This is a genomic window from Candidatus Pseudothioglobus sp. uisw_142, assembly GCF_059512465.1.
On record NZ_CM183452.1, the window covers coordinates 72868 to 98506 of the forward strand.

Below are 25639 nucleotides of genomic sequence, written 5' to 3' on the forward strand. Positions count from 1 at the left end.
TAGAGAATTAAACTATAGCAAACAGTTTTTGACTAAGACTTTCTATGCTATCTTTAAGATCACTGATCTTTGAGTTATTATCAATAATGTCAGTAGGCAGATGGTCACCTAGTTGGACTCGCTGCTCCCTACTAGCCTGGGCTAATAGCATGGTCTGTGCTTTTGCACTATCAATATTCTCCCTAGCAGTTAGACGATTTATCTGTATATCAACATCACAATCGACAACGATAGCTCTATCAAATGGACCCCATAATTCTTTTTCAACCAAGAGAGGGATGACTACAACCATAACACCTTCTTTGAAAATCTCCATCGAAGACTTCATTTTTTGAAGTATTTTGGGGTGTAATATTTGCTCAATCTTAGCCCTATTTCGTCCCTTTTTATAAAGAACATCCCGAAGATTTTTTCGATCAAGTGATCCGTCACTTAAAAGGATCGAATCGCCAAAGAATTTTACTAGCTCATTAAGCCCCTCAGTTCCTGGTAATACAACTTCACGAGATATTACATCTAGATCAATAATATGGCAGCCATGTATTGCAAGCAAGTCGCTCACCAAGCTTTTTCCTGAGGCAATGCCTCCAGTAAGCGCTACTTTAAGAACTTTACCGGCCATATAGTTAAGAATTACTATTATTAAAACTTAAATTTTATAGCTAAATGAAGTTGAGACTATTGGAATGATAATATTATTGCTCAAATATGTTATTTAGCTTGACTTTTGAGGTAAAAATTTCGATAATAGGCGCTCTTTTTGGTTATGTAGCTCAGCTGGTTAGAGCACAGCATTCATAATGCTGGGGTCGGTGGTTCAAGTCCACCCATAACCACCATATCCCATAAGGCTTTACGCCATTTCACTTAAATCAAAATAATGCTTGGGGCTACACTGGGGTTACATCAGTAATTATTTATATAATAACTAATTATTAAGTAAATCCATATAAATCATTGATTTAACTAGGAAAATATTCTATATATTCCAAATCAGTAGAAAAATCTACCATCCCTCGCATATATATACAGACTTTGAAGGTACGGGGGGAGCCCCTCTCGACATCGGAGATAGATATATACACCCTCCCTCACACATCAGAGAGGATTTGGACTTTAGTTCAAGTTGATATACAATCCTAGTATGAAAAAACTTCTACTGCTGTTAGTACTATTCTTTTATTCTACTCAAGGTTTTACAATAATATATCCACCAGGAGCACCTTTAATTGTGTCAGATTTCCGTGATACTCTTGATGGAAAGGGAAGAATGCGAGACCAGATTCATCAGGGTATAGATATCATAGGAAATAAGGGACAGTTAATTTTAGCTGCTTCAGATGGTAAGGTGCTAGAAGCCACAGTGGAAAAATGTTGGGGCCCAACAATAGCTATAGACCATGGTAAAGGACTTGATGGTAAAAAAATTATAGCACTCTATGGTCATTTAGGTGAGATGCTTGTGACTGCTAATGAACAGGTAACACGAGGTCAACCTATTGGAAGTTTAGGAGACAATCAAGATATATTTGACTGTATAGCTGGACTTCGTCATCTTCATTTTCAGATAGGTCGTAACTATCGAGACCTCTATAACAAAGGGTTCTATTGGGGATGGGCATATTTCCTAAAAGATGGGAATAAAGGAGTAAACCCCCACCTTTATTGGTCAGATGGGCCAAACAAAGTTACCTGTTTTAAGCCAAATACAAAATACAAGCTCGGCTCTCTTACCTACCCAGTTCCATGTTAACTATTTACCTAATCTTTTTCTTGAAAAACATAAAATCTTAACTAACCATCCCCTCCAAAAAAGTATAAAAAAGCATACTTTTTATACAAAGTAATTTTATATACACCTACCTCACACATCAAACAAAATTTGGACTTTAGTTCTATTTGACTTAAAATCCAAGTATGAAAAAACTACTTGAACGTATAAAGCTTTGTAAGTTGCCACCTCCTCAAAGACGAAGTCTGCCTTACGAATGCTACTGGGAGGACTCAATTTTGACCCAAGAGCAAGAGCGTATTTTTTCTAATCAATGGCTTGGGTTGGGCAGGTCCGATAGGCTAGAAAACCCAGGAGAATATGAGGTATTTGAGCTTTGTGGTCAAGCCTTAGTTTTGATACGTAATCAAGACAAAGAATTGAGGCTTTATGCAAATACTTGCCGCCATAGAGGCGCAAAACTATTAGATGGAACTGGCCAATGTCAAGCTATCAGCTGCCCTTTTCATGGGTGGACTTACTCACTAGATGGTAATTTAATGCACGCTAAAACAATGGCAGAAAATCCCAGTTTTGATTTTGAAGAGTATTCTTTAATTGAGTACAAATTAAAAGAATTGCAGGGATTCCTATTTGTTTTTCTGGGAAATAAGCCAACAGATTTATCTAATCAGCTTGGTAATTTTTCTGAATTACATCAGCCTTGGTCTATGAATGAATTGGTTACAACTAGACGTGCAACTTTTGAAGTTCAGTGTAATTGGAAAGCATTTTTAGATGTCTTTAATGAATACTATCATTTGAATAATGTACATCCAACTAGCATCGATAATCTTTATAACAAGCCTGAAGAAGCAGATAAAACAACGGGAGATTTTGCAAGTCAATTTGGATTTACCACGGGCACAGGGGCACTACTAGAGGTGGATCAAATTAACGCTTTACCGATAATGGAAAATTTGGAGGCCCCCTGGAGCCTTGGAGCAAGGTACAGTTGGATCTTTCCAAATATGACTTTTGCAGCAAGTCAAGAAGCAATTTGGGTCTATGAAGCAAGCCCAATTACTTCAATGAGTTGTCGTATTAGACAAAGTATTTGTTTTCCAAAAAATACAACAACACTTCCTGGTTTTAAAGAAAAGTCCCAGTCATATTATCAGCGACTTGATGATGCGTTAGACGAAGATATTGTCGCACTTGAAAATCAACAGAAGGGCCTCAATAAGTCCACTTCGCTTCAGGGGCAATTCTCGACATTAATGGAGGCAAATGTTGCAACTTTTTCTGAATGGTATGCCAATAAAATAATATAAGAGGTTTGAACTTAAGTCTTTAAAAAAACAGTAAACATCAAATGAAATTTGGACTTTGGTTCAAAACTAACTTCACGAAATCTTTTTGTAAAGAACGTCTAAACTTCACTTGATAGACTTGAAGTTATTCTAAACTTCACTTTCTTATATTAACTTAGGAATGACGAAATGAAAAAATTACTCTCTATTACTTTTATGATTTTACTTTTACCTTCTATGGTTTTTGCTGGGGCATGTCCAATGCTCAAATCAGAAGTTGAAGATAAAATTGCAACACTAGACCAAACAAAGCACGCAACTTTAATTAGTTTTGCTCTTATGCTTCATGAGCAAGGTGTCAAAGCGCATGACTCTGGTGACCATGGTATGTCAGAAGACTTACTAAATGGTGCTTTAAGACTATTGGACGTCTAAATTGTAAATTTTTTTTAAATGTGCCCTGTTTATAAGGGTACATTTAATATATATTAAAATTTTAAAAAATACCTCTTCAATACATAGTCTTTCATTAGGCTCTTGGTCAAGTTGATTGCTATATATAACAGTTTGACCCGCCCGAAGCTAATAGAAGCGGAATAGCTTGAAATTAATCAATTAACTATTTTTATACCAAGATGTTGGCAATGCGACGCTAGATTGTTTTGGGTTATTATCGCTATCTAATGAATGTGGAAAGGATGTTTGATATGCAGCTTCAATTGAAAGGTCATTTCTATAAAAAGTAAATTCCATTGCTTGAATAGTTTCAACACCATTTAATTTGCTTTTGTTTGCTATATTATTTGGATGAATATGAACACAATTATGAGATTGGAGAATTTTTTTGAAAACTCTACTGATAATTTTAAAATATGAGTAGTTCCATATTTCATCTAAGCCATGAAATTCAATTACCATGATCCTAAATCTTCTGATAGTGTCTTCTGATAGTGAATGAAAAACCTCATATTCTGAGCCTTCGATATCCATTTGCAATAAAAGATCGCTATTACTATTTGGTAATTTGGAATTTACCCATTTATCTAATGTTAAATAATTATCATTATTTATTGATCCAACAAACATAGGGATAAAGTCAAATAAATCATGCTTTTGAGCTGGGGCGCTAACAGAAGCATCTGCCAAAAAAACTTTCATATTTTGATTTGCACAATCTTTTTCAAATCCTGAAGCAGTTGAAACTCCAGGAGAAAAACATGCCTCAATGCCCTCAAGATCATCTGGTATGAGATATCCACCATCACCTTCTGGGCCAAACCTTATAAGCCCTTTTTTGCAAACTACAGGATAAAGTTGTTTAATCAGATCTTTAACTTCATCGATTGGAGTCATTTTTGTTATAAACTTTTTTCTTGAGGCAAAGGTTTTTTCAAGTATGAAATACTTCATGCCTTTTTCAATCGATCTTAGAGTCTTTTTCATAAGTTATTAAATAGCTTTATATAGTAATAACTAAATACTATTTAGGCCTAGTAATAAAGTTTTTGATTGCAATAATTATTCCAATGAGAATTATCAAATAAGTTAGGCTTGATAAGATCCATTTAAATGAATTTACTCCAGAGCCAAGAGAGACTATCGTTTCATTTATAGCACCCGAATTTGAATAGGTTTTAATCATTATTAATTCAATATAATTCTCAGACCAGTCAGAGATCATTCCAAGAATAGGAATTGATGCTAACCATTTCTTATTACTAAAGAGCCACACAATCCATGATGCGTACATCAGTGTATAAATAATTGCAAATATTGCATCCCAAGTTTTAAGAAATTGGCTATAGCAAAGAAGCTGCTCTTGAGATCTTGATTCAAAGAAGCTCAGAACCATATCCTTTGTGTAAGAAAAAGAAAGGCCCAATGAATTTGAGCCACTATCCAGCTTGAAACAGGCTCCAGCAGGAGTTAAGACAAATGTGATATAGAGCATGAATGCTAAAGTAGAGCCTAATGCAAAATAGAGAATATTTTTGTTCCTTGAGCTTTGAATTGTTGTAGTCATATTTTTAAAATGATGGTTATGTTAATATTAGCCCATTATCTATTTATGAGACAATATACACTATCCATAAGTTGCCAATCAAATTTGAATGAGAGTTAGAACTAAAGAGTGCTTTAATTGTAGCAAAGAGAAAAACACGCTGTATCATTGTAAATATCAGCAGAGAGCGTGGTTATTTCTTTGTGGATGGTGCCTTGAGAAAATAAAGGCTAAGTACGAAGACTCTTATAAATATGGCGGCACATGGAAGAGCGCTAAGTAGTCTTGAAGGATTTATCTAAAGAACTCTTAATCTTCACTTTTCTTATTTATTGATTCCTTATAATATAATAATGAAAAAAATTATTTTATTGGTTTTCTCATTAGGTTTTCTGAATACTTCTTTAGCAAACGACTTAAGTGATTGGACTTCTGAAGACCTATGCAGATGGGTCGATTCTGTGTCCATTCCTGATCCTATTTCTCAAGAGATCGATTTGAGAGAGGTGATTTGTTATGTCAATCTGAAATCAAGTCAATATGCACTAGAAACTCCAACATATAACGAGCATGGTACAGTCTTTCCATCACCTGTAATTAAAGAGAAAAAGAAATCAAGCGGTCTCAGGTTTATATTTAACTACAAGATAACGCTTTAATTCTATCTGTAGAATAATTATTTACTCTTTTCAAATTAAACATTAGATTCAATAATAGTATGAGTGGTCAGAGACGATTTTTAAAAGTTTGGGCAAGGACAGTTGGGATGCCAATTGGTGTCAACGATGAGGATAAACCTGAGTTTTTACCCATTACGCAGACAGATGTAAAAAAGGCACTGGCTTTTAGAACATTTTGGATTGTGCTTCATATAGTCACCTGCGTTCTCATTATTGCAGGAAATGGAAGAGCATTAGGCTGGTGGTAAATACTGTGAAACAATTTACAGCATTCATTTTGCTGTCTTTTATAGCGACTGTTTCTCTAGCACAGAATGATCTTGTGTTTCCAATTCAGGAGGGTGCAGTTAGCGACTGGAAGTACGTTAGTGATCGCGTCATGGGGGGCGTTTCTGAGGGCAATGTTTACTTGGAAAAAGATGGAGATACCTCATTTGCAAGGCTCACTGGTGATGTGAGCACAAGGAACAATGGGGGGTTCATTCAGTTACGTTCTGCTGTCTCTCTATTTAAAAAGCCAAAGATGTTTCAGCTAATTCATGATGCTAATAAAGGGGGTCAAGAGCTTCAAGGGGTTCGATTAAATGTTCGCGGTAACGGAGAGACCTACCACGTTATGATCCGCACTTATTTCACTTGGAGGCCAAGTGATTACTATTATCATACTTTTGAGGCGGGTCCTGATTGGAGTCAAGTAGAGATGCCGTTTAGTGCATTTAAGCGTTCAACCTCAAAGACCTCCAAGCTGGACATTAATGACATAAGAGACTTTGGAATCGTTGCTTATGGGCGAGATTTTAAGTCTGATGTCTCTGTCTCTGAGGTCAGCTTCTATTTTTAATTTATCAGTTTAGCCTGAGGAGAAACTTTCAACATCATTAAAGGTTAGGTAATCAGTTGTATTTTTCCCATAGTAAGCATTCTCAAAGACTTCTCTTAATAAGGCTAATTATGATCTATAAGCTAAGGTTTAAATTTTTTTTGATTTCTTTTGTTTTTCCTTGATCCAGCGAACTCTTTTTCGCCAAAGCTTATAGGAGCTTGATTTTAGATTTGCTTGCATGATGCGCTTAACTTCGGGTTCCTTGATTCCAAGATCCCTCTCTATGTCTGAAAATGTGACATCATCACTCCAGGCCATCTCAATTAACTCATTCGTATCGATCATATTGCATTATCCTCATTCATCAGAATAGGTCTCCCATCCGGGGTGTTTAAGGGAATAACTTTGTCTTTGAACCTTGCACACAGAGTCGGACTATTTTGTTTTTTATCTCCTAGATTGACCTCAAGGTCAACGAGGACTAATTCGGCATCCAAAACTTTTAGTATTTTCATTTATCTCCCATAATTAATTGTTTTATTTGGCTCAATATGATCTAGAGCTGAGTTTATTAAATCACATTCTTGTTTAAAGATTTTTTCATCATCCGTTTCACTAAATTTATCAATTGCTGGCTTAAAAAATTGATCTTCAAGTGGATAGGTTGATGCGTAGTGTATATATTTTTTAATATGTTCAAAAGGACTATTGGTTTGAATGAGTTTTCTGTTCACAATCTCATTAGCTAGGTAGTGGAGTGACATCCATGACATGCCATCTGCGAGATTCCACATACAATCAAAAGATCCCTTGAGGTAGCCAACTTCCACTAACCCACTGAAAAGACTGAATGCAAAACCCTCACCAAATGGACTTTCACCAGTATTTCTGATCATAGGAACCCTGTCCTCAATATAGTTATTTTTGTATGCCCACTCATTAAATTTAGCAGATGAGAGTCTGTCACTAAAGTCAGATGGCTGACCTCTTGTTGCAAGCCTTTCAATGAGAACATACTCCTTTTTTTGTTTCAGATACCATTCAAGATGTCCATAATCATCATTTGAATAGAGGTTACTGTTTATAACTAGTTTATTACCCTGGTAGTCTTGATATTCACTACTGTCAGTTTCAAATAGTCTCTCACTCAGACTAAAGTTTTCAAAACCCTCGGTACCTTGAACGGATGGACTAAGGCCTAGAAGAACAAAAAGAGCCTCCTCAATTCTGGTTGTTTGAGTCTGTGAAACTCTTCTCATATCAAAGCGTGCCATCTCAAGTTTGTTGAGTCTAAAATGCCATTTCTGATAGTATTTATTCCATACTTTCCAAAATGATGAATATGATTTATCCAGTTCATAAGAGGCCCAAGTGCCACTCTGCTCATTGTCACTATTACCCTCTAAGGAAGGAAGTGCTGTAATCATTTCTTCATCGATACTGACGCTATTTGGATTGTAGAAACACCTGTAATCTTCAAGTTCTATCCAGCCAAAACTCGCATATATTTCTCTCCATTTTTCAAAGGAAATACTGTCAGTTTGTATTTTACCAAATGCTCTTTTATTCGATTTTTCTTCCCAGTAATCCACAATGTTTTTGACGCGAAGTAGCTCTTCTCTGAGCTCAGCAACAGTCTTATGAGTAAAGGCGCGGGTAACAGTAAATTTCATTTCACCGCTATATTTTTTACGAGTAATGTCGAGCATCTATTCCAATCTATTGAAAACTATGTCTTTCATTAAAAAAATACATAATTTACATTGATTCTCATAGAAAACAGCATATTTTTGATGTTTTTTTATAAACTTATTTATTATGAAGAGATACTTAATTTTCTTTACTCTGAGTTTTGCAAGCTCTTCATATGGAAATCTTTTGGATGAGTGGTCCAATGATGACCTTTGTGGATGGATGGATGGAGTCGGCGGCAACTCCTGAATATATTCAGACAGAAGTTCTTAAGAGAGAGATCATTTGTTATGGAGGTGTTGAGGTTTCTTCTTTGACAGATGATAAATTAGTTACTTCAGGAGTTGGGACAACTTTTCCTTCACCAGATACTTCTTTAATTCCAGTGACGACAAACGATAAAGATAAGTCTTACTCATATTAGGGTAACTTCAAAGGTTTACTCGCTAAACCTAAATGGCGGGTATTGATCTGTCGTCAGAAGCAGTGCAAATGCGCTAACCCTTAATGACCATCTTAGAAAACCTTCATTAAATCTAAATATGGCTATTGGATATTTACCTGTAAATAAGATAGCGATTAAAGCAAAAATTGTGCCTAGTACAACACCAATAAAAATAACGATTAGCACAATGATATGAGGGATTGCGAGGATCCATTTAACGAGTGGCATCCATCTCTTTAGATCTTGTTTAACATCGGGGTAGGGGATAGTTAGGTGGACTGATTGATCATCATCCGTAGAAGGGTACTCATCTCTCATGAGGAAAACATAAGCCACGATTCTGTATGCAAATTTAGTGATGCCAATGTTCCAGTCAAACCACCACTTCGGGTATTTTTCTTTAAAGAGAATCATCATCGCAATCGCAAAGGATAAGGCTTCAGCATAGGTTGAAATCAGGGCTAGGATAATGATAATCGGAATGACAAGAATCAGTCTAAAGACGGCAGTTAAGCGATCTGATGATTCAGGATAATCAATTTTTAAATTTACGGGATACCCTTGCATGCTTCCTCTATGAAAAAAATAATGCGTTATTTAAAAAATTCTATGTAGACAATATAACCCACAAGTATTAACCATATAAGGCCCATATTATCACTGATTCTATTTGAGTTTTTTTGGAGTTTTTCTAGATTATTGTCAATACTGCTGAGTTGCTCGATCAACTGATTTTTTTCATTTGTCATTTTTCATCTCTCTTAAAGGTTTCATTAAAAATTGCATCAACCCTCCTAGTAAATTCATCCTGCGTATAGACATCGATGAAAAGACCTTGCACGTACTCTTTAAACTTTTGAGTCTTTTGTTGATGCATTATCAGTTCGTCTTGAGTATCTTTTATTTGTGGCTCTAGTTGAGATATTTCCATTACTTTCTCCTAGTTATAATTATTAGTTTATAAAAAAAACTTCTTGTATCTCCCTATCAAATGCCAGCGCAATCTTAAATGCTAGATCTAATGAGGGCGTGTACTTATACTTTTCAATAGCAACGATTGTCTGTCTTGAGACGCCAACTAGTTCTGCAAGTCTCTGCTGCGTCATTTCATTACTATAAAACCTGAGCTTTCTGACGGCATTTTCTATGTGAATCTTTTTCTTAATCATTACTATCTGTAGAGGTAAATTTTTAAGAAAAGACTAATAATACTTCCTATAAAGCCTGCAAAAGTAATAACAATAAGGCCTGTATTGATAGAAAGATTAAACCAACCCAATAAGACAAGTATTGTTACAATCGAGATTCCAAATATAACACTGCTTAGCTGTAAGGCATAGAGTTCATAAATTTTATCCCTTTCATCATCAATATCTTTTTCGTATTGACCTGAGATGATTGATGATAGTATATTGAAAACGATATGAAGGATAATAATTAGAATAATGCTAATTCCAATTCCCTGAGCTAGGACTTTAGAGACCGACTCTATTGTCATTATTGAGGCCTCGGTTAAATGAAGCCACATCCAAGTCATCGCAATTAATGCGCCAATTATCTCTGCCAAAGTATTTCTAATTTTGATATTCATTATGCGAAGTGTTATTAATTAATGTAAAGTATACCATACACTATGTAATATATAATATACTTTATGTTAAATAAATATTACATTTATTTTTTATTTACAAAATAAATTAGAAATAGTTCTAATTGAAATATAATTGGCCTGTGTATAAATTGTTGCTTATTGTTTTTCTTTCATTCGCTGTAAAAGGTACTTTTGCTTCCTTAGATTTAATTGAGCTAAGTGATGACCAGATTTGTACCTTTGCAATAGATCCACCCTTGCCTGCAAAAGTAATTTCCGAGATAAGAGTAAGAGATATTATTTGTAATAAGGGTGTTGCATTTAAAAAATCTGATATATCTATTTCAATAGACAGTGAAAGATTCATTAGACTAAAAAAATGGAATAGAATGCTTAGAGGAAAGAGAGCAATATATTCATCACGCTCTGGAGCAAGGCTAAAGATTAATACCATTGGCGCTGAGAAATCAATAACACTAGATAAGGTGTTTTAATCTTTGAGTTTTAGTAGCCAAAGAGATTATTATTCGAAGTCGCCTTGATGGGGCCTGTGGTTAGTGCTTCAGATGGTATAAATATCTTTATCTAAAGAACTCTGAATCTACATTTAATCTTCATGTCTGACCACTATCATGTTTCTCATGAAAATATTAAATCTATTATTTGTACCATTGGTAATTCTATCTTTTAATGTTAACGCAGACCTCAAAAGAGCTCTTGCATATGACCAAGCAGGTGAGTATGAGAAATCTGCAAAAGAGCTATATAAAATCAGCCAGCTCGCAACAAGAGGCCACCCCAAGGCAATGTTCGAGTTTGGTACGATGTACATGAAGGAAGGTATGTGGGTTGTTCAGAGCGATGAATCTGCCTTCGAGTGGTGGCTCAAATCTGCCAACCTTGGTTACGCACCTGCGCAATTCTCAATCGGCGCTTCATACATAGGGGGGATAGGTGTCAATCAGGATATGCAAGAGGCAAAGAAGTGGCTTGAGAAAGCTATGGATAGTACCTATGAAAAATATAGTAAGGTTGCAGAAGAGCTATATAACATTAATGAGTTAGATAAAATTTAAACTCCAATGCCAAGGTGAGATTGGCATGAAAGACCTACAGCAAGAACTCTCACACCAAAGCTAGTAAGACGCGTCGGCTTTGAAAGCTTGCTGTAAATTTTGATGTCCTTACTAAGTTCCTATCTTGATCTTGATTAGATCGACATTATAAGGCAGGGTTTATTTCTAAAAAAGAAGATATTTAATAATTGCTTTAGGAGAAAGTAATTTTTAAATTTATACCCTGCCTTACAAATTAGTATACTAAATTTAGATATCATAATGAACTTAATTTTAAGATTTTTTTATCCACCCATAATATGAACTAAAAGTTTATGGTATATTAAAATTTCTTTTAATAATAAGGGGTTATTATGAGTTTATCTTTAGTTTTTAGACTTCAAGCTGCCTTGATGGCAATCTTTGGTTTTGGGATGTTATTATCGCCAGCTTCTTTGATGTCAGGATTCAATGTTGGTGAAAATGCGCTTGCAGCAAATATGATGCAGGGTATGTCATTAATGGTCATTGCTATTGCTTATATCAGTTGGCAGATGCCAAATTGGGCTAGCGATAACTTAAAGTCAGTCGGTATGTTCTTCGCTCTATGGCATGTAGTATATTTGATTTTAAGTGGTTACCAGATGATGACAGGTATGTTTCCTTCTGACGGTGCGAACCTCATTGGAAATTTAGGTCCTGATGTAATTTTTGCAATTTTGTTTTTCTGGAAATCTAGATAAAATTTAAAGAGTTAACAATAAAAAGGCCCTAATGATTAGGGCCTTTTTATTTGAAGTTGTGTGACTATTATGTTTTATTTCGTCTACACCTCTCACTGCAATACAGAACATTATCCCAGTCCTTTCGCCATTTCTTTCTCCAGGTAAAAGGCTTACCACAAGTCTTACAAATCTTTTCAGGCTTCATAGTGATCTCTATTCTAGAATTATGGAGGGACTTAATTTTCTTTTGAGTAAAAAAAAGCCCTCTAATAAGAGGGCTTTAACCGAGCAAAGAGTGTTAAGCGTCGCTAGACTCTCTTACAGCTACATTCCATATAATTAACCCAAACAGAATCTTATTAACAAAATCTGCAAGGTTGTAAATAATGTTTAGTGAGCCTGAGTCAACACTACCCATCATATATCCAAAGATATATCCTAGAGGGTAGATTGCCCAACCAACTAAAACAATTAGTCTTAGTGCGTTGAAAGCAGATTTAACCCCTGCATTAGCATCTGCAGCCTTACTTGCTTCACCACCGAAGATTTCCCAGATGATGATTGCCCAACCTACCATTCCTATAATAAATCCTAGGGAAGCTGAGATCAACATTGCCTCACCTGCAAATCCACCGATAAGCATAACCAGAGTACCAACTAACAGTCTCCAGAAAGAGTTTGTTGAGATGCTGGCACCAACTGCTTTAAGAATAATGAAGAATTCAATCATTAATAAAGGTACAGTGATTAACCAGTCAATATATCTATAAACTATAGGAGAATCTGGAGAGCCAGCAATTACTGAAGCAACCCAATAGTCTCTCATATAGTAGTAGTGAATTGCTGCAACTAGTGTCACTAGTCCTGCAATTGTCATTGAAAGTTTCCACTCTTTTTTTACTGACATTCCTTCATAAAAAAAGAACACTGTCGCAGCAACCATAGCAACAGATACTAACCAAAATGAGACGCCAACAAAATCTCCAGCTTGTAACATGCCTTCCATATTAACTCCTTAACTAAAAAGATAAAAATTTAAATTTTCTTGTAGCCCCTTTTTCTACAAATTCGGATTATACCAACAAAGAACTAAATAAAAAATACATGATATTAATATGGTTTATTTTGATCTACTTTTATAAATATCTCTACATACATGTCAATAAGTTGATAGTATTATTAACTATAAATTTAATAATACGGGAGCGATTACATTGGAAATAAAACTCATATATTTTAACCAGCCCTTTTGGCGTGCAGAAGTTGCTAGATTGCCATTATTTATGTCAAACATCGAGTTCGAAGATTTCAGAATCACGGATGAAGATCTTAGGTATTTGAAGTCAAATGGTAAATTAAAAGATGAAACTTCAATTCCATTTAGACAACTACCAGTTCTAGTAGTTGATGGCCATAGTATTGCTCAATCAGGAGGGATTGCTCGAATCTGTGGAAAGCTAAGTGGAATGTATTCTGAGAACATCATTGAGGCTGGTAAGGTTGATCAAATAATTGATACAGTAACAGATATCAATGAAATGATAAATCCTTCTATGCGTGAAGATAACCCTATGATCAAGAAACAAATGCGGGCTGAGTTGAGTAATGAAGCCTTGCCAAAATACTTTGGTTATTTAGAGGAGATCTTAGAGGCAAATAATTCAGGTTGGTTCGTTGGAGATGAGATGACGATTGCTGATATTGCAGTTTGGAGTTTGCTCGGCTGGATTGCTCAGGGTGTTCTTGACGATATACCAACAGATTTACCTAAGTCTTTTGAAAGGCTTACTCATTTATATAATGAGATCAGTCAAAAACCTAAAGTTCAGGAGTGGAAAAAAATGACTTACTCTTATGAAGAGTCTGCTTCTGGAGAGTATAACTATCATGTCCCTGACAAAATTTAGCCAGTCATTTTTGATAAGTACCTCATGAATTGCCATAGATTTTTTTCAATGGGGTGAAGTGTGCCTTTAGGTAATCTAGTAGAGGCACTCCCTCGGAAAAGACCCTCAACAAGAGCGCGGTCCTCTTCATTGGCATCACCCATATAGTTGATCATTTCTGTAAGCCAGTTATCATAACTATCTTTTGGGATTTCGTCTAGAATTTCAGGCGGAACTGCAACGCCCCAAGTTGCTTGGAACTTGCCAACCCCGGATGGCATAACGGAAACCCACCATAAATAATCTGGCATGAGCGTGACTAAATGGTTGGGAAAAATGCAGAAATCAACCATTGTGCGTCTCCACTTGCCTTTAAGTTTTGTATTATTTGGATGGGCTGCTCCTGAACCTTTGTCGGATTCTTGAGGGGCGAAGTGATAACAGTAATGATCGCTATCCTCACCACACTCGTAATCTTTAATTTGTTTTTTGTGGTTTGCGAATGTTTTTTGATGGGCAATTGGGACGTGATAACTTTCAGTAAAGTTTTCAATTAAGTTTTTCCAGTTAGCGTCCCAACTCATAGTTTCTCTTATGACTGACTTGTAACTTGACATATCATATTGACCCACAATATTTTCTGACAATTTTCCAAGTGATTTTGCAATACTTTTTCTAGGCTTTTGTGACAAGGTTATATATATAAAACCCTCCCAAGTCTCTGTATGGAGCAGTTCTAATTTATTTTTTTTCAGATTAAAGCCTGGCTTGCTATCCATAAATGGCGCATGATTTAATTGGCCATCAATTCCATAGGTCCACGCATGATTTGGACAGGTAAATGCAAACGCATGACCTGATCTTTCTTGAACGAGACAGGTAAATCGGTGAGCACAGGCATTCACAAAGCCCATAATATCTCCAGAATCTTGGCGAACAACCAGAACTGGAGTTCCTGCTATCTCATGAGTAATGAAGTCTCCAGACGATGAAATCTCATCGCAGCGACCAATACAGATCCATTCCTGATTAAAAATTCTCTCTTGTTCATGGTTATAAAATTGAACTGAATGATTAACAGCAGATGGAATTGGAGTCGATTTTTCAAATGTTTTTTTTGATGCCTCATTAAGCCTCTCAATGACACTATCAAGAGATGCATTTGTATTCGTATTCAGGTCAATCTCAGTCTTCATATAAAAAATTGTATCGGGAAAAAAACTGCCTCTAAAACATAGAGAAGTTTCTTTAAGGGTGTTTTGGTCTTAAGAAGCTCCAATAGATAGAGCTTCTTCAATGAAATATTTTTTAGCTATCCCAAACTGCGAATGACTTGCCCTGGTTATTGAACTCATAGCCAATAAATGGTTCATCACTGATTATTTCACCATCATGCCCTGGAGATATAGAGTATGCATCACCAGCTTTTACAATCATCTCTGTACCGTCATCATGAGTGACGCGCATGGTGCCTTGGATGCATGTTCCTAGATGTCCTGCCTGGCAACTCTCACCCCCAACATGAGGCTTAATGCATTCCGACCACATCCATCCTGGTTGCAGTGTAATTCTATTTGCTTTTACTGAGCCAAACTCTAATGTTGCTACGCTAGTTTTATCAGGCGTTACGGAATCATCTGGATTGTCAAAAGATTTTCTTACTAAATTAGCCATTGTGCTTCTCCTATATGTCAAAAAAACTTTTTATGTTCCTATGGTATTCTATAATAAATAATTAAATTCTACAAATATAAGACATTGTGAAAAATTTTCTACTCTTTTTCTTTCTTTCTATGACTATTGCTAGTTCTGCTAATGCAGATGGAGCTGATGACTGGCAAGATGTTGGTTTTAATACTGATATATTAAATCAACTGAATCAATGTAAGGGCTGTGACTTACGCTCCACCAATTTTATTCGCGCCAACCTCTCAGGCGCCAACCTAAGTGGTGCAAACTTTATTGAAGCTAAACTCAGTGGCGCAAACTTAAGTGGCGCAAACTTTGAAGGATCAAGCTTATTTGGATCTAACTTTGAAGGGGCTAATTTAGAGAATACTTCATTTTTTGCAGCCAATCTTTTTGGCGTAACGCTTAAGGAGGCCTGGTTGATTGGAGCTGACCTGAGACAAGCAGATTTAAGCAAGGCTGATTTAACGCTAGCTAATCTTACCGGTGCAAACCTGACCAATGCAAATCTAAGAGGAGCAATCCTTAATGGCACAATTTTTTGTAATACTAAAACCCCATGGGGCCTAGACAACTCTTCATGTGAGTGAAATAGGTTTAATCTTATATTTATATTCCAAAGTTTAAATTAATAGAGTTTTCTTGAATCATCTAGATAAGGTAATTTTTCGCGCACTAATAAAATATCATCGGTATCAATCTCAGCGCAAATCAGTTTTTCCCCCTGTTCCGCATTAACAAGATCTATCCCATCTGGACCAATAATCTTACTCTCACCCATGAAGTTAATATTATGCAGCTTGCCGGTTGAGTTTGCATATACTACGAATATGCCATTCTCGAATGCTCTTGTTCGGCAGTTATGAAGTGCAGCTGCTGGCCAATTTGATGACTGCCCAGTTGGGCAAATGATTAACTGAACATCTTGTAGTGCTAAATCTCTTATGAGCTCTGGAAACTCTAACTCGTAACATATAATGATTGCTATTTTGATGCCATTGATTGAGACGATAGAGCTATCCTGACCAGGTGTAAATATTTTTGATTCATTGGCAGTTGGTGGCAACATTTTTTTGCGGTGATTGGCCATTGATAGGCCTTTAGAATCAAAAAGTTGAGCTGAATTGAAAAGCCTATCATCACTTATCTCTGGGTAACCATAAATAATTGCAGTATTAGTTTCTATTGCTAGGGATGATATTCTATTGGCATATTTACCATCACTGGTTTCACTATATTGTCGTATTTTTTCAAAACTTCCATAACCGGATATAAATAACTCAGGACAGACGACCAAATCTAATTGGGGATTATTATTTAATTGGGTTTCAAGTCTGCCTATCTTTTCAAGAGGAATCTCATCCTGCATTTCATATTGAAAAATTCCGATATTTATTTTCATTAGTTTTTTTGTCGAATGTTTTTTATCAATTGATAAGGCTTTATTGCGAACCAGTATAGCCAAACTGGAGTGCCAACGATAAAAAATATATGCCAGTAGACATTGTATAAGTCGAACCAACCCACAATGATTTGGTTATTGAGTTTGGAGTAGGTGGTCGCTATGAAAAATGAAAAAAGAAGCCAGCCACCACTCAGGTAAAAACTCACTCTTGTTTTTAATGATAGCTTGATCATCTGAAATAAATATACTTAATTTGTCTTAAGATAACTATAATTTACTTTCTAAATTTATAGGAACTATTATGATAAAAACTTTGCAAATTTCTGAAAAAGAGGCGTGGGATATAGCATTCAACGCTCTAGTTAATAATAATACTTCAGAAGATAATGCCAAAGAGGTGGCTGATGCATTAATCAGTGCTGAGTTTGATGGACAGGCGGGCCATGGGCTTTCACGAGTACCCTCTTATGTTGAACAGCTGACTGCAGGCAAGGTTAAGGGAGCTGAGGCGCCATCAATCATGAGTTCAAAGGGCAGCGTCATAAGGATTGACGCTAAAAATGGCTTTGCCTACCCTGCCATTTCGTTAGCATTAAAAGAGATAACAGCTACCTGTAAAAACTTTGGAATCGCTGCTGCAAGTATAACGCGTTCCCATCACTTTGGTCAGGCTGGAAGACATGTAGAGATTTTAGCCAATAATGGACTAATCGGTCTAATGTTTGGAAATACGCCCAAAGCGATTCCGCCTTGGGGAGGCACTAAAGCTCTATTTGGAACCAATCCAATAGCATTCTCAACGCCACGTGAAGATGAGGCGCCACTCGTTATCGATATGAGTTTGAGTAAAGTTGCTCGCGGTAAGGTCATGGTCGCGAACCAGCAGGATGAAAAGATTCCAGAGGGCTGGGCGATTGATAGTGAAGGCAAGCCCACGACTGATCCAAAGAAGGCCTTGGAAGGTGCAATGCTTCCAATAGGAGACGCCAAAGGCAGTGCTCTTGCGCTCATGGTAGAAATATTAGCCGCAGGTCTAACGGGTTCAAATTTTGGTTTTGAGGCAAGCTCATTTTTAAATGATGAAGGAGATGCGCCTGGAGTTGGTCAGCTCATCATAGCAATTGATCCTAGTTTTTTTGCAGGTGATCAATTCTCTGAGAGAACAGAGACGATGGTCTCTTCAATTCTTGAGCAGCCATCAACGAGACTTCCTGGTAATAAACGTTTAGAAAAGAGAAAACTTCGTGAAAGCTCTCAGAGTATTACTATTTCAAAAGAATTATTTGAGAAGATTTCTAAACTCAGTTAGATTGGCTAAAAAAATCAGCTTTTTTAGTATCTATCATATATATATGTCTTGTTATATAATAACTCCTTTTAATGTTAGGTCTTTCTTTTATGAAAACACCAATTAATAAGGTATCTAAGGTTTTACTTAGCTCTATCTTGACAATGTCACTAGGATTTTCCTTGACGGTTAACGCGGATGATTCTGAGCAGATTAAGTCCTCATTAATGAGCAGAATGACCAGTTCAACTGGATCTTTTATCTCTTCTGGTATTGGAGCAATTCTGAGTCCTAATTTTGACACGGTAGAGGTCAGTACTAATTTAAAGGAGGGCAATTCGACTGTTGATATAGGTGTTTTAAAAGCCTTCGGCGATAATCCTAACTCTTTTCTTTTTAACCAAATAAATCTTAATAGATACGATAAAAGGACTACTTTAAACCTAGGTTTTGGTTACAGAAGACTGAATGCTGATGAAACCTGGATGACAGGCGTAAATGCATTTTATGATCACGAGTTTCCAGATGATCACAAACGAAACGGCGTAGGATTTGAAGTAGTAAGTTCAGTCTTAGAGTCCAGAGTCAATATATATAACGGAACTACTGGGTATATAAAGGACAAGAGCGGAACTGACTCAAAGGTCCTTGATGGAAGGGACATGGGCTTCAAGGTTGCGCTTCCTTACCTTCCCGGCATGATGTTTGGAATGAATGCAGTGCAGTGGGATGGTATCGATGGCCTGAAAGATCAAAAGATGAGAAAGTACTCTTTAGGTGGAAGCTTATCTGATAACTTATCTTTGAGTTATGTTCGAACTGATTATAAGGATGCCGCGAAGAAAGATATTGATTCCATTTCTCTTAACTATACATGGGCCTTTGGTCAAGAAAAACACGTAAGACCAACCCTCTTTACTTTGTCTGATAAGGCTTACGAGTTTAAGAAGCTTGGTGCTGAAAGGTATGACCTTGTTAAGCGGGAAAATCAGCTTGTCAAGAAAAAGTCTGGCACATTAACCGTAACTGGAATCTAATATGAAAACATTAAACTTAAATAAAATCATTTTATTAGCCACCTTATTTTTAGCGGCAATAGTATTTTCAAATAGTGCCAGTGCACTATGTGTTGTTAATGGTGACGGAGCTATTGTTACCGTCAGTGGAGACTCACAAACCCCTGTTAAGGATGATACTGCTGATGAAGAAGTTGCTGCAAATACAGCAAAGACGGACTGTACCATTACCCCTGATATCTACAAATTAAATATTTATAAATTTGGTCTTTGCACAAAAGATCCTGATTTGAATGATCTATCAAGCTGTCAGATGTTCTTTGAGCAAGCTGCGGGTGTTGGGGTGGATATTCAGGCTGGTGTTAGTGCAACGCTACCTATACCAGAATTCTATATTGAGCCAGGAACCTACCCATACTTGTATGTTCAGTTAAGCACTAAGCTCGGCATGAAATGGTCAGGAAGATTTAGTAACGATGTTGATGGGTCGTCTGGTGATGGCAACGGCGGAACTTATTGCTGGACGAGTAATGCTGGTGGGCGTGCTTCTAGTTATCCGGATGGCACTAATGATGCTGCATTTACTACAGCACATGGTCTCTCTTTGGCAGGAGGCGTTAAAACAATGGACTGCGGTACCGCTGAAGGTACCGTTGTTACTACGTACGAGCTTTTAACCAAGTTTAGTGAGGAAAATTGTTCTGCCTTGGCTGCTAATGGTGATAAATCAACCTTTGCTATTGAGGGCACTGGGTCGACTCGTGGAATACCAACCGTTAGCCTGCTGACAACCGCTGATGCATTTGCAACAACTTGTGCGAATGCAGCCAAAATTGCTTGGACAACAGCCCTGTCGACTCCTTATGTTGTAACAGAAAATTCCACTTTTGATATGAGCATTAAAGCAACAGCGGCAAATTCCCTTGAGTTTAGTGATGGAGATGATAACGACATACTCCTTATGGGTTCGGGTGCGCCCAGAATTTACTTGACTGTTACAAATTAATTAAATTCTATTATCTCTTTCACGCGGGTTGCTTTAGACTAAGAAAGTCTAGAGCGACCCCCATCAACTCCAATTATTTGACCTGTCACCCAAGAGCTTCCTTCACCTAGAAGAAAACCAGCAAGAGAGGCCGAGTCTTTTCCTTCGCCTAGCCTTTTAAGTGGATGGGCTTTAGCAAGTGCTTCTGCTACGACTTCACTTTTAAGCATCGACTGAGAAATCTTTGAATCAGTCAGACTTGGCGCTATGCAGTTGACGCGAATACTTGGGGCAAACTCCGCAGCAAGGGTCACCGTTAAGCCCTCAACAGCAGCTTTGGCAGATGCAATAATTGTATGATTTGTGAAGCCTTTTTGCGCAGCCACAGACGAGAACAGCACAATCGACCCATGATTCTTTTTTAGATCATCTTGAAAACCTTTGATTGCCTCGATCGCTGAGTAAAGATTTAGTTTCATACACTGATGTAAGTCAGATTCAGTTACTCTCTTGAGGGGTTTTAAGTCAATCGAGCCGATACAGTAAGCAAGACCACTGATATTAAAGTCTGCCGTATCAGATTTGATTTTATCTATAAAGCCATCCTCCAGAACATCAGCAACTGTGAAGGTAAAACCCAGATTCTCTGCGAGAGATTTGAGCTCATCTTCATGTCTGGCAACGAGATGTGCATCCTGCCCAGACTTCTTAAGTTGTTGTGCAAGGCTCGAGCCTATGGCACCAGTTGCTCCAAATATGAGGTGTTTGTTTGACATAAATAGTTGTTATTTAATTAAATTCTCAATTTTAGCAATTAACCCATTCTAAAGATGTGATTTAGATGTGATTTAGATGTTTATTTTGGTTATACTTTATCGCTTATTTATCAAATTTCTATTAAACAATATGAAGAATCTACTCATTGCTTTCACACTTTTAATTGGTTTTGTAATGCCAGCCCATGCGGATAAAGAAGTCGCAGATAGAGCAATCAGGTGCTCTGCTCTTATTTATATTGAGCTGACTAGACCTGAGATGTCTGGCCTCACTGCAGGAGAGGCGCTGATGAATAGAATCTACGCCTATCACCAAATTGATGGAACTGATACTGAGATGACAAATGGGCAAATCACTGCTGCTCAAACTGAGGCAATTACAGGCTTGACTCAAGATTATATTAAAGGAATCAATCTTGCCGAAGAGTATAGAGGATGTATTTACTGGATGACTGATGTTGCAAAATTTATCAACATTAGTGAATATGTCTCTCAAGATAATCAAATGGAGGAAGCAGAAGAGATGGCGTTATTTTTATCAGCGCCAACAGAATCCTCTGTTACAATCTTTAAAAATCCTATTGAAACATGGGAGCAGCAAGTTGATTTAGGTTTTGCTGCGTGGGCATCACAGGAGTTAAAGGTGCCATACAAAGAAGCTATTCTAGTTAAGGTTAGCGAAAAATTTGAGTAATTTTTGATAAAGTAAATGGATAAGAAAACACGAGACAACTCAGCCATGATGAATGGCCTATATTGGTGGGGCGTTCCAACACTTTTTCGTTGTCCACATAAGCCTGAGCCCGAAGGCTGTGATATTGCACTTGTTGGAGTGCCTCATAGCACAGGGAATGGAACGACTCAGCGTGATCAGCACTTAGGTCCAAGAGCGGTAAGAAACATTTCAGCACAGGGTAGAAGGGGTCATTTGAAGTTTGGCATCTCTCCATGGGAGATGTGTGAAATTAGAGATTTTGGTGATGTTCCGCTTCCAGAAGCTAATAATAACGAGCAGTGCATTGAGAGAATAACTGAGTTTTATGAAGTGCTTGCTGAGTCAGGCGTTCGCCCAGTTTCAATTGGCGGAGACCATTCAATTACAGGCGGGATCTTGCAGGCTATTGCTGGTCCAAAATCCAAACTGACCAATGGGAAGAAGGCCGTTTTAGTTCATTTCGATGCCCACACAGATGCCTTTCACCAGCTTGATCATTTTTTAGGTGCAGTCAAATCCGCAGCACACTGGGCGAGCTATTTGGTTAGAGATGGGTTTGTAGATGCGTCAAAAAGTATCCAAGTTGGAATCAGGGGAAACACGAGAACGCTTGACTGGTTGGACTCGAGTTATGAGCTCGGCTATGAGATTATTACCAAGGATAACTATGATGAATTTGGTGTTGATAAGTGCATCGAAATGATTCAAGAGCGTGTTGGTGATGCGCCTATCTATATCACATTTGATTTAGACTGTTTAGATGTGACAGTAGCTCCTGGAGTGTCCAACCTCGAGCCTGCTATCGAAGGCTTTAAAATGCCAGATGTCCTCAAGATGCTTCAAGGGCTTCGTGGTAAAAATATTATTGGGGGTGACGTAGTTTGTCTCATGCCAACAGTAGACTCACCTAACCAGATTACCTCACATGTAGCAAATTCAATCATGTTTGAGATGGTATGTTTAATCGCTGACAATATGGGCGATAAAACCTAGGATTTATAATTCTTCAGATGAATGTCGAGCGCCTTTGTTGAGATTATAGTTTCAAGAAGCGCAAAAAATAAAGAGCCAGAGAGCATCAGTAGGCCAAAACCAAAAATGTAGTTGGCGAGTATGTAATATTTTAAGTAGACCAAAATAATGGTCATCAAGTTAAAAATAAAACTCATTACGCCAAAAACCTGCATCCTTCTAATATAGATCACACGCTTTTCAAGAATATTCAGTTGCTCATCTGCATGCTTCGTCTTGGACTCATCACTTCCTTCAGTTGTCATTGCTCTAATCAAGACGCTCAGTGAGTGAAGGCGGTTTGTATAGGCTACAAATAATAAAGAGATTGCAGGAAAGAGAAGTGCGGGAGTTGTAATATCCATAGCTATCTATTTTAATAAGGAATGAGGTTCGATTAAGTCTTTTTAATACTTTGTTGTTTTAATTACTTCAATGAGATGACTCATATCTTCCTCATCATTATAAATGTGAGGCGAGATTCGAATCCCTTGACTGCGAACATCAACACTAATGTTATTTTCTTTAAGATGGCTTAAGATCCTTTCTTGATTATTTTTAAAATCAAGGATCATGGTTCCACCTCTCTTAACCTCCTCTCTTGGAGATACAAATTCATCATCAAACTCTCCTGACACTTTTTCAATGAGCATTTGATTATGCTGCCGAATTTTTTTGATTCCTATCTGATTGAAATAATTGATGCTATGCGCTGCAATGACGTAAGGAGCAATCGATGGCGTTCCTCCCCAAAACCTCATGGCAGTGTCCTTATATCTAAAATCATGAATATCAAATTCAAATGGATTTTCATGACTAAACCAGCCCACATCTTTAGGCTTACAATAAGGTAGACGTTTAGAGTTGACCCACAAGTATGCTGACCCAGGTCCGCCGCAAAGCCACTTTACCGATGATCCAATCATAAAGTCAGGCTCTAAAGCCTCCAGATCAATAGGAACAATGCCAACTGATTGCGCTACATCAAGTATTGATAATATATTTTTGGATCTAGCAAGAGAGAGCACTTTATCTATCGGGGAGAGCTGACCAGTATTTGAATAAGCATGACTGATAAAGACCATATCAATTTCATCTGTCAGATATTTTTCCCAAACAGTGTAATCAGTCACATCCTCCTTAGAAGGTATGAACCTAATTTCAGAATGATTAGGTAATGCTTTTTGTAAGACGAACCCCATGCCCGGGAAATCGACCTCACTCATCAAAACAACCATTTTTTTGTTTTGATTTTCTTCGAAGGACTGTAATATTTTAGTGAGCCCTGAAGAGAGGTTAATCTGCGGACAGAACTCCTCTTTTTTAGCATTGAATAGATGAGCTAATTCATTTGTAAAGTGATCAATGACTGGGAGCCATTGATTCCATGGCTCATCGAGAGAGCTGGACCAAGGTTCAAAAAAATGATTAGTAAAAATCGTTTCAGTGTCCTTGAGTGGCCTTCCAACTGAGTGATTAAGAAGGTAATTAGCGTTTGTTAATATAAAGTCTTTTTTGTAATTCTTGTTTTGAGTTGAATGCTTTTTCAATCTATTTTTAAGAGTTTCAATATCTTTAAATCGGGTGGGTATATCATTTCGATCTGCTGCAGCTCTTCGATCTCTTAGTTTCTCGAGTGCACTTATTAAGACCTCGAGAGGAGGACCACTCGCTGTAATGTTATCGAGCTGAGTCTCCTTTAAAGAATTAGAAGGTGTTGCGATATACTTTTCGACGAGTTGATTATGATGCTGCGTTGCAGCTTCACCATGTAGCTCACAAATGTCTAAGAATAAAGTAAGATTATCCTGATACCATTTTGCGTCACTATCAGTAGCATTTAAGAAGTCATCCATAAAGCTTGTTCTTCTCATACAGTCCCTTAAAATACCCTGGTCTTCAGGCATCATATACATAAACTTATCAACAAGCATTTGGGAGTAAGCAGGCTCTTTTGCTAAACATAGTCCCAGTAGAATATCAATGACATTGATTCCTGCAAAATCTCCAGCATTAGCTCCCCGATATACTTGAAATCCAACATGATAGGGCTTGTAGTAGGGCCTTACGCTGAAGAAAAAATCATCAACACTTAACTGGTCAAAGAGAAATTGATTGGATTGAATGACATCGTTAAGGGATACTTTTACAACTTGGAGCAGTTCCTGGCACATTGGATGCGAGATGCCAAGTGAGTGAAGTTTAAGGAGGGCATCTGCAGCTCTTTTATAAGCAAGAATTGCTTTTGTATTGTAATCAAGGAAGAGTTTTTCAGCAGGCAAACTCGTAAAGCTCTTGTAGACTCCATCGACAGCTTTGTTGTGAGTTGATAGATGAGCTGTTGCAAAGCGAGGCACCACACCTATGGATGCACCAATATTCATTGCAAGCCCAGACGCTTCTTTCAGGGGCGATGATGAGTCTTTAGATGGGTCAGTTATTTCATGTCTTCGACATGCCGCCATGTAAAGCCCAACATTTCCTAAAAGGTCAAAAGCATTATCAAAGCCTTCATCTGTATTACCCTCCGATAGAAGTTGTTTGATGAGATCACGTCCTTCATCTTCAAGTGTTTTTTTTATTTGATCACCCACTTGATTCACATTAATGCGTTCATTTTGATTTTTATAGATTAACTCTAGCTCTGTATTGAGCTCAACAAAGCGATTTCTAATCCAGTGGTCAAAGGTAAGAGAATTAGGTGTCATGAGTAATTTCTATATATATAAAAAAAAGCTTATATTATCATCAGAGTAGAAATTAAACCCACTAAAATTAACTATAAAAACTTATCAAATTGAATTAATACACTAATATAATTAATAATAATA

Annotated in this window: 37 protein-coding genes, 1 tRNA gene and 1 pseudogene; 20 read left to right on the forward strand and 19 right to left on the reverse strand. The window is 37.1% G+C overall.

Translation table 11 applies throughout. The features are described from left to right. Positions 1-7 precede the first annotated feature (7 nt). Positions 8-622 carry a dephospho-CoA kinase gene (gene coaE / locus AC5YGB_RS00370; protein ID WP_496137368.1) on the reverse strand — a complete coding sequence of 205 codons (615 nt, stop codon included), beginning with the start codon at positions 620-622 and terminating at the stop codon, positions 8-10. A 140-nt stretch (positions 623-762) separates the two neighbouring features. Here coaE and AC5YGB_RS00375 point away from each other — a divergent pair. The 4 genes from AC5YGB_RS00375 (at position 763) to AC5YGB_RS00390 (ending at position 3459) form a co-directional block, all read left to right on the forward strand. Continuing rightward, positions 763-839 (forward strand) — tRNA-Met (locus AC5YGB_RS00375). A 392-nt stretch (positions 840-1231) separates the two neighbouring features. Continuing rightward, entirely contained in the window at positions 1232-1753 is a 522-nt protein-coding gene (locus tag AC5YGB_RS00380) for a peptidoglycan DD-metalloendopeptidase family protein (RefSeq protein ID WP_496137369.1), read from the forward strand. Between the two features lie 164 nt (positions 1754-1917). Next, on the forward strand, positions 1918-3045 hold the full coding sequence (locus tag AC5YGB_RS00385) for an SRPBCC family protein (RefSeq protein ID WP_496137370.1): 1128 nt from the start codon (positions 1918-1920) through the stop codon (positions 3043-3045). 168 nt (positions 3046-3213) lie between these two features. Continuing rightward, complete coding sequence (locus AC5YGB_RS00390; RefSeq protein WP_496137371.1) at positions 3214-3459, forward strand: hypothetical protein; 246 nt, start codon at positions 3214-3216, stop codon at positions 3457-3459. A gap of 180 nt (positions 3460-3639) precedes the next feature. On the opposite strand, the gene AC5YGB_RS00395 is transcribed toward AC5YGB_RS00390, so the two are convergent. Both AC5YGB_RS00395 and AC5YGB_RS00400 read right to left on the reverse strand, forming a co-directional pair. Next, positions 3640-4467, reverse strand: coding sequence for an FkbM family methyltransferase (locus tag AC5YGB_RS00395; protein ID WP_496137372.1), 828 nt, complete (start codon positions 4465-4467; stop codon positions 3640-3642). A gap of 37 nt (positions 4468-4504) precedes the next feature. Beyond that, on the reverse strand, positions 4505-5047 hold the full coding sequence (locus tag AC5YGB_RS00400; protein WP_496137373.1) for a hypothetical protein: 543 nt from the start codon (positions 5045-5047) through the stop codon (positions 4505-4507). An 88-nt stretch (positions 5048-5135) separates the two neighbouring features. Between AC5YGB_RS00400 and AC5YGB_RS00405 the strand changes: the two genes are divergently transcribed. The 4 genes from AC5YGB_RS00405 (at position 5136) to AC5YGB_RS00420 (ending at position 6547) form a co-directional block, all read left to right on the forward strand. Continuing rightward, entirely contained in the window at positions 5136-5309 is a 174-nt protein-coding gene (locus tag AC5YGB_RS00405; RefSeq protein ID WP_496137374.1) for a DUF8622 domain-containing protein, read from the forward strand. A 70-nt stretch (positions 5310-5379) separates the two neighbouring features. Next, on the forward strand, positions 5380-5685 hold the full coding sequence (locus AC5YGB_RS00410; protein WP_496137375.1) for a hypothetical protein: 306 nt from the start codon (positions 5380-5382) through the stop codon (positions 5683-5685). Positions 5686-5744: 59 nt separating this feature from the next. Then, complete coding sequence (locus tag AC5YGB_RS00415) at positions 5745-5954, forward strand: hypothetical protein (RefSeq protein ID WP_020023875.1); 210 nt, start codon at positions 5745-5747, stop codon at positions 5952-5954. Between the two features lie 5 nt (positions 5955-5959). Then, the gene (locus AC5YGB_RS00420; protein ID WP_496137376.1) at positions 5960-6547 is read left to right on the forward strand and encodes a CIA30 family protein; all 588 of its coding nucleotides are present in this window, start codon (positions 5960-5962) and stop codon (positions 6545-6547) included. A 129-nt stretch (positions 6548-6676) separates the two neighbouring features. Here the strand turns inward: AC5YGB_RS00420 and AC5YGB_RS00425 are convergent, their stop codons facing one another. From AC5YGB_RS00425 to AC5YGB_RS00435, 3 genes are read right to left on the reverse strand one after another with little or no spacing between them, the layout of a single operon-like run. After that, complete coding sequence (locus AC5YGB_RS00425) at positions 6677-6874, reverse strand: TIGR03643 family protein (protein ID WP_020023873.1); 198 nt, start codon at positions 6872-6874, stop codon at positions 6677-6679. Next, positions 6871-7044: a hypothetical protein gene (locus AC5YGB_RS00430; RefSeq protein ID WP_496137377.1), complete on the reverse strand. Its 174-nt coding sequence runs from the start codon at positions 7042-7044 to the stop codon at positions 6871-6873. Before AC5YGB_RS00430 ends, AC5YGB_RS00425 begins: the two co-directional genes overlap by 4 nt. Further along, a complete protein-coding gene (locus tag AC5YGB_RS00435) occupies positions 7045-8238 on the reverse strand; it encodes a hypothetical protein (protein ID WP_496137378.1) in 1194 nt (397 codons plus the stop codon). 109 nt (positions 8239-8347) lie between these two features. On the opposite strand from AC5YGB_RS00435, the gene AC5YGB_RS00440 reads away from it, so the two are divergent. Together AC5YGB_RS00440 and AC5YGB_RS00445 are read left to right on the forward strand one after the other, a co-directional pair. Continuing rightward, positions 8348-8470 (forward strand): hypothetical protein, encoded by a 123-nt coding sequence (locus tag AC5YGB_RS00440; protein WP_496137379.1) that lies wholly within the window; start codon positions 8348-8350, stop codon positions 8468-8470. Beyond that, a complete protein-coding gene (locus tag AC5YGB_RS00445) occupies positions 8424-8645 on the forward strand; it encodes a hypothetical protein (protein ID WP_496137380.1) in 222 nt (73 codons plus the stop codon). The genes AC5YGB_RS00440 and AC5YGB_RS00445 overlap by 47 nt, the downstream gene beginning before the upstream one ends. Positions 8646-8660: 15 nt before the next feature. On the opposite strand, the gene AC5YGB_RS00450 is transcribed toward AC5YGB_RS00445, so the two are convergent. The 4 genes from AC5YGB_RS00450 to AC5YGB_RS00465 all read right to left on the reverse strand — a co-directional run bounded on the left by AC5YGB_RS00450 (position 8661) and on the right by AC5YGB_RS00465 (position 10257). Next, entirely contained in the window at positions 8661-9233 is a 573-nt protein-coding gene (locus AC5YGB_RS00450) for a DUF4389 domain-containing protein (protein ID WP_496137381.1), read from the reverse strand. A 178-nt stretch (positions 9234-9411) separates the two neighbouring features. Then, positions 9412-9597, reverse strand: coding sequence for a hypothetical protein (locus tag AC5YGB_RS00455; RefSeq protein ID WP_496137382.1), 186 nt, complete (start codon positions 9595-9597; stop codon positions 9412-9414). A 22-nt stretch (positions 9598-9619) separates the two neighbouring features. Then, positions 9620-9835 carry a helix-turn-helix domain-containing protein gene (locus AC5YGB_RS00460; RefSeq protein ID WP_496137383.1) on the reverse strand — a complete coding sequence of 72 codons (216 nt, stop codon included), beginning with the start codon at positions 9833-9835 and terminating at the stop codon, positions 9620-9622. A gap of 2 nt (positions 9836-9837) precedes the next feature. Continuing rightward, entirely contained in the window at positions 9838-10257 is a 420-nt protein-coding gene (locus AC5YGB_RS00465) for a hypothetical protein (protein ID WP_496137384.1), read from the reverse strand. Positions 10258-10409: 152 nt separating this feature from the next. Here AC5YGB_RS00465 and AC5YGB_RS00470 point away from each other — a divergent pair, with 152 nt between their 5' ends. From AC5YGB_RS00470 to AC5YGB_RS00480, 3 genes are all read left to right on the forward strand, one after another. Then, entirely contained in the window at positions 10410-10751 is a 342-nt protein-coding gene (locus tag AC5YGB_RS00470; protein ID WP_496137385.1) for a hypothetical protein, read from the forward strand. Positions 10752-10898: 147 nt separating this feature from the next. Continuing rightward, on the forward strand, positions 10899-11333 hold the full coding sequence (locus AC5YGB_RS00475) for a tetratricopeptide repeat protein (RefSeq protein ID WP_496137386.1): 435 nt from the start codon (positions 10899-10901) through the stop codon (positions 11331-11333). A gap of 353 nt (positions 11334-11686) precedes the next feature. After that, a complete protein-coding gene (locus AC5YGB_RS00480) occupies positions 11687-12055 on the forward strand; it encodes a hypothetical protein (RefSeq protein ID WP_496137387.1) in 369 nt (122 codons plus the stop codon). Positions 12056-12122: 67 nt separating this feature from the next. On the opposite strand, the gene AC5YGB_RS00485 is transcribed toward AC5YGB_RS00480, so the two are convergent. Next, complete coding sequence (locus AC5YGB_RS00485; RefSeq protein WP_082345036.1) at positions 12123-12242, reverse strand: DUF2256 domain-containing protein; 120 nt, start codon at positions 12240-12242, stop codon at positions 12123-12125. 93 nt (positions 12243-12335) lie between these two features. Then, positions 12336-13043, reverse strand: coding sequence for a bacteriorhodopsin-like (locus tag AC5YGB_RS00490; RefSeq protein ID WP_020026650.1), 708 nt, complete (start codon positions 13041-13043; stop codon positions 12336-12338). Between the two features lie 208 nt (positions 13044-13251). On the opposite strand from AC5YGB_RS00490, the gene AC5YGB_RS00495 reads away from it, so the two are divergent. Then, a complete protein-coding gene (locus AC5YGB_RS00495) occupies positions 13252-13944 on the forward strand; it encodes a glutathione S-transferase family protein (protein WP_496137388.1) in 693 nt (230 codons plus the stop codon). Here the strand turns inward: AC5YGB_RS00495 and AC5YGB_RS00500 are convergent. Then, the gene (locus tag AC5YGB_RS00500; protein ID WP_496137389.1) at positions 13941-15119 is read right to left on the reverse strand and encodes an SRPBCC family protein; all 1179 of its coding nucleotides are present in this window, start codon (positions 15117-15119) and stop codon (positions 13941-13943) included. The genes AC5YGB_RS00495 and AC5YGB_RS00500 overlap by 4 nt on opposite strands. A gap of 112 nt (positions 15120-15231) precedes the next feature. Continuing rightward, a complete protein-coding gene (locus AC5YGB_RS00505; protein WP_020027193.1) occupies positions 15232-15597 on the reverse strand; it encodes a cupin domain-containing protein in 366 nt (121 codons plus the stop codon). Positions 15598-15683: 86 nt separating this feature from the next. Here AC5YGB_RS00505 and AC5YGB_RS00510 point away from each other — a divergent pair, with 86 nt between their 5' ends. Beyond that, entirely contained in the window at positions 15684-16202 is a 519-nt protein-coding gene (locus AC5YGB_RS00510) for a pentapeptide repeat-containing protein (protein WP_496137390.1), read from the forward strand. Positions 16203-16240: 38 nt separating this feature from the next. On the opposite strand, the gene AC5YGB_RS00515 is transcribed toward AC5YGB_RS00510, so the two are convergent. Then, positions 16241-17014, reverse strand: a complete 774-nt coding sequence (locus AC5YGB_RS00515) for a nitrilase-related carbon-nitrogen hydrolase (protein WP_496137391.1) — start codon at positions 17012-17014, stop codon at positions 16241-16243. 304 nt (positions 17015-17318) lie between these two features. Between AC5YGB_RS00515 and AC5YGB_RS00520 the strand changes: the two genes are divergently transcribed. From AC5YGB_RS00520 to AC5YGB_RS00530, 3 genes are all read left to right on the forward strand, one after another. After that, positions 17319-18326: an Ldh family oxidoreductase gene (locus AC5YGB_RS00520; protein ID WP_496137392.1), complete on the forward strand. Its 1008-nt coding sequence runs from the start codon at positions 17319-17321 to the stop codon at positions 18324-18326. An 89-nt stretch (positions 18327-18415) separates the two neighbouring features. Beyond that, positions 18416-19342 (forward strand): inverse autotransporter beta domain-containing protein, encoded by a 927-nt coding sequence (locus AC5YGB_RS00525; RefSeq protein WP_496137393.1) that lies wholly within the window; start codon positions 18416-18418, stop codon positions 19340-19342. Position 19343: 1 nt separating this feature from the next. Continuing rightward, positions 19344-20327 carry a hypothetical protein gene (locus tag AC5YGB_RS00530; protein WP_496137394.1) on the forward strand — a complete coding sequence of 328 codons (984 nt, stop codon included), beginning with the start codon at positions 19344-19346 and terminating at the stop codon, positions 20325-20327. A 38-nt stretch (positions 20328-20365) separates the two neighbouring features. Here the strand turns inward: AC5YGB_RS00530 and AC5YGB_RS00535 are convergent, their stop codons facing one another. Continuing rightward, the gene (locus AC5YGB_RS00535) at positions 20366-21082 is read right to left on the reverse strand and encodes an SDR family oxidoreductase (RefSeq protein WP_496137395.1); all 717 of its coding nucleotides are present in this window, start codon (positions 21080-21082) and stop codon (positions 20366-20368) included. Between the two features lie 130 nt (positions 21083-21212). Between AC5YGB_RS00535 and AC5YGB_RS00540 the strand changes: the two genes are divergently transcribed. Together AC5YGB_RS00540 and AC5YGB_RS00545 are read left to right on the forward strand one after the other, a co-directional pair. Continuing rightward, complete coding sequence (locus AC5YGB_RS00540) at positions 21213-21776, forward strand: hypothetical protein (RefSeq protein ID WP_236849146.1); 564 nt, start codon at positions 21213-21215, stop codon at positions 21774-21776. A gap of 15 nt (positions 21777-21791) precedes the next feature. After that, positions 21792-22790, forward strand: a complete 999-nt coding sequence (locus AC5YGB_RS00545) for an arginase family protein (protein ID WP_496137396.1) — start codon at positions 21792-21794, stop codon at positions 22788-22790. Here AC5YGB_RS00545 and AC5YGB_RS00550 read toward each other — a convergent pair. From AC5YGB_RS00550 to AC5YGB_RS00560, 3 genes and pseudogenes are all read right to left on the reverse strand, one after another. Then, on the reverse strand, positions 22787-23173 hold the full coding sequence (locus tag AC5YGB_RS00550) for a DUF2721 domain-containing protein (RefSeq protein ID WP_020026245.1): 387 nt from the start codon (positions 23171-23173) through the stop codon (positions 22787-22789). The genes AC5YGB_RS00545 and AC5YGB_RS00550 overlap by 4 nt on opposite strands. Before the next feature lie 42 nt (positions 23174-23215). Continuing rightward, a complete protein-coding gene (locus AC5YGB_RS00555; protein WP_496138031.1) occupies positions 23216-24358 on the reverse strand; it encodes an aminotransferase class V-fold PLP-dependent enzyme in 1143 nt (380 codons plus the stop codon). Further along, positions 24353-25516: pseudogene (locus tag AC5YGB_RS00560) on the reverse strand (PrnB family protein); the annotation flags it as partial. The gene AC5YGB_RS00555 and the pseudogene AC5YGB_RS00560, both read right to left, overlap by 6 nt. Positions 25517-25639 lie beyond the last annotated feature (123 nt).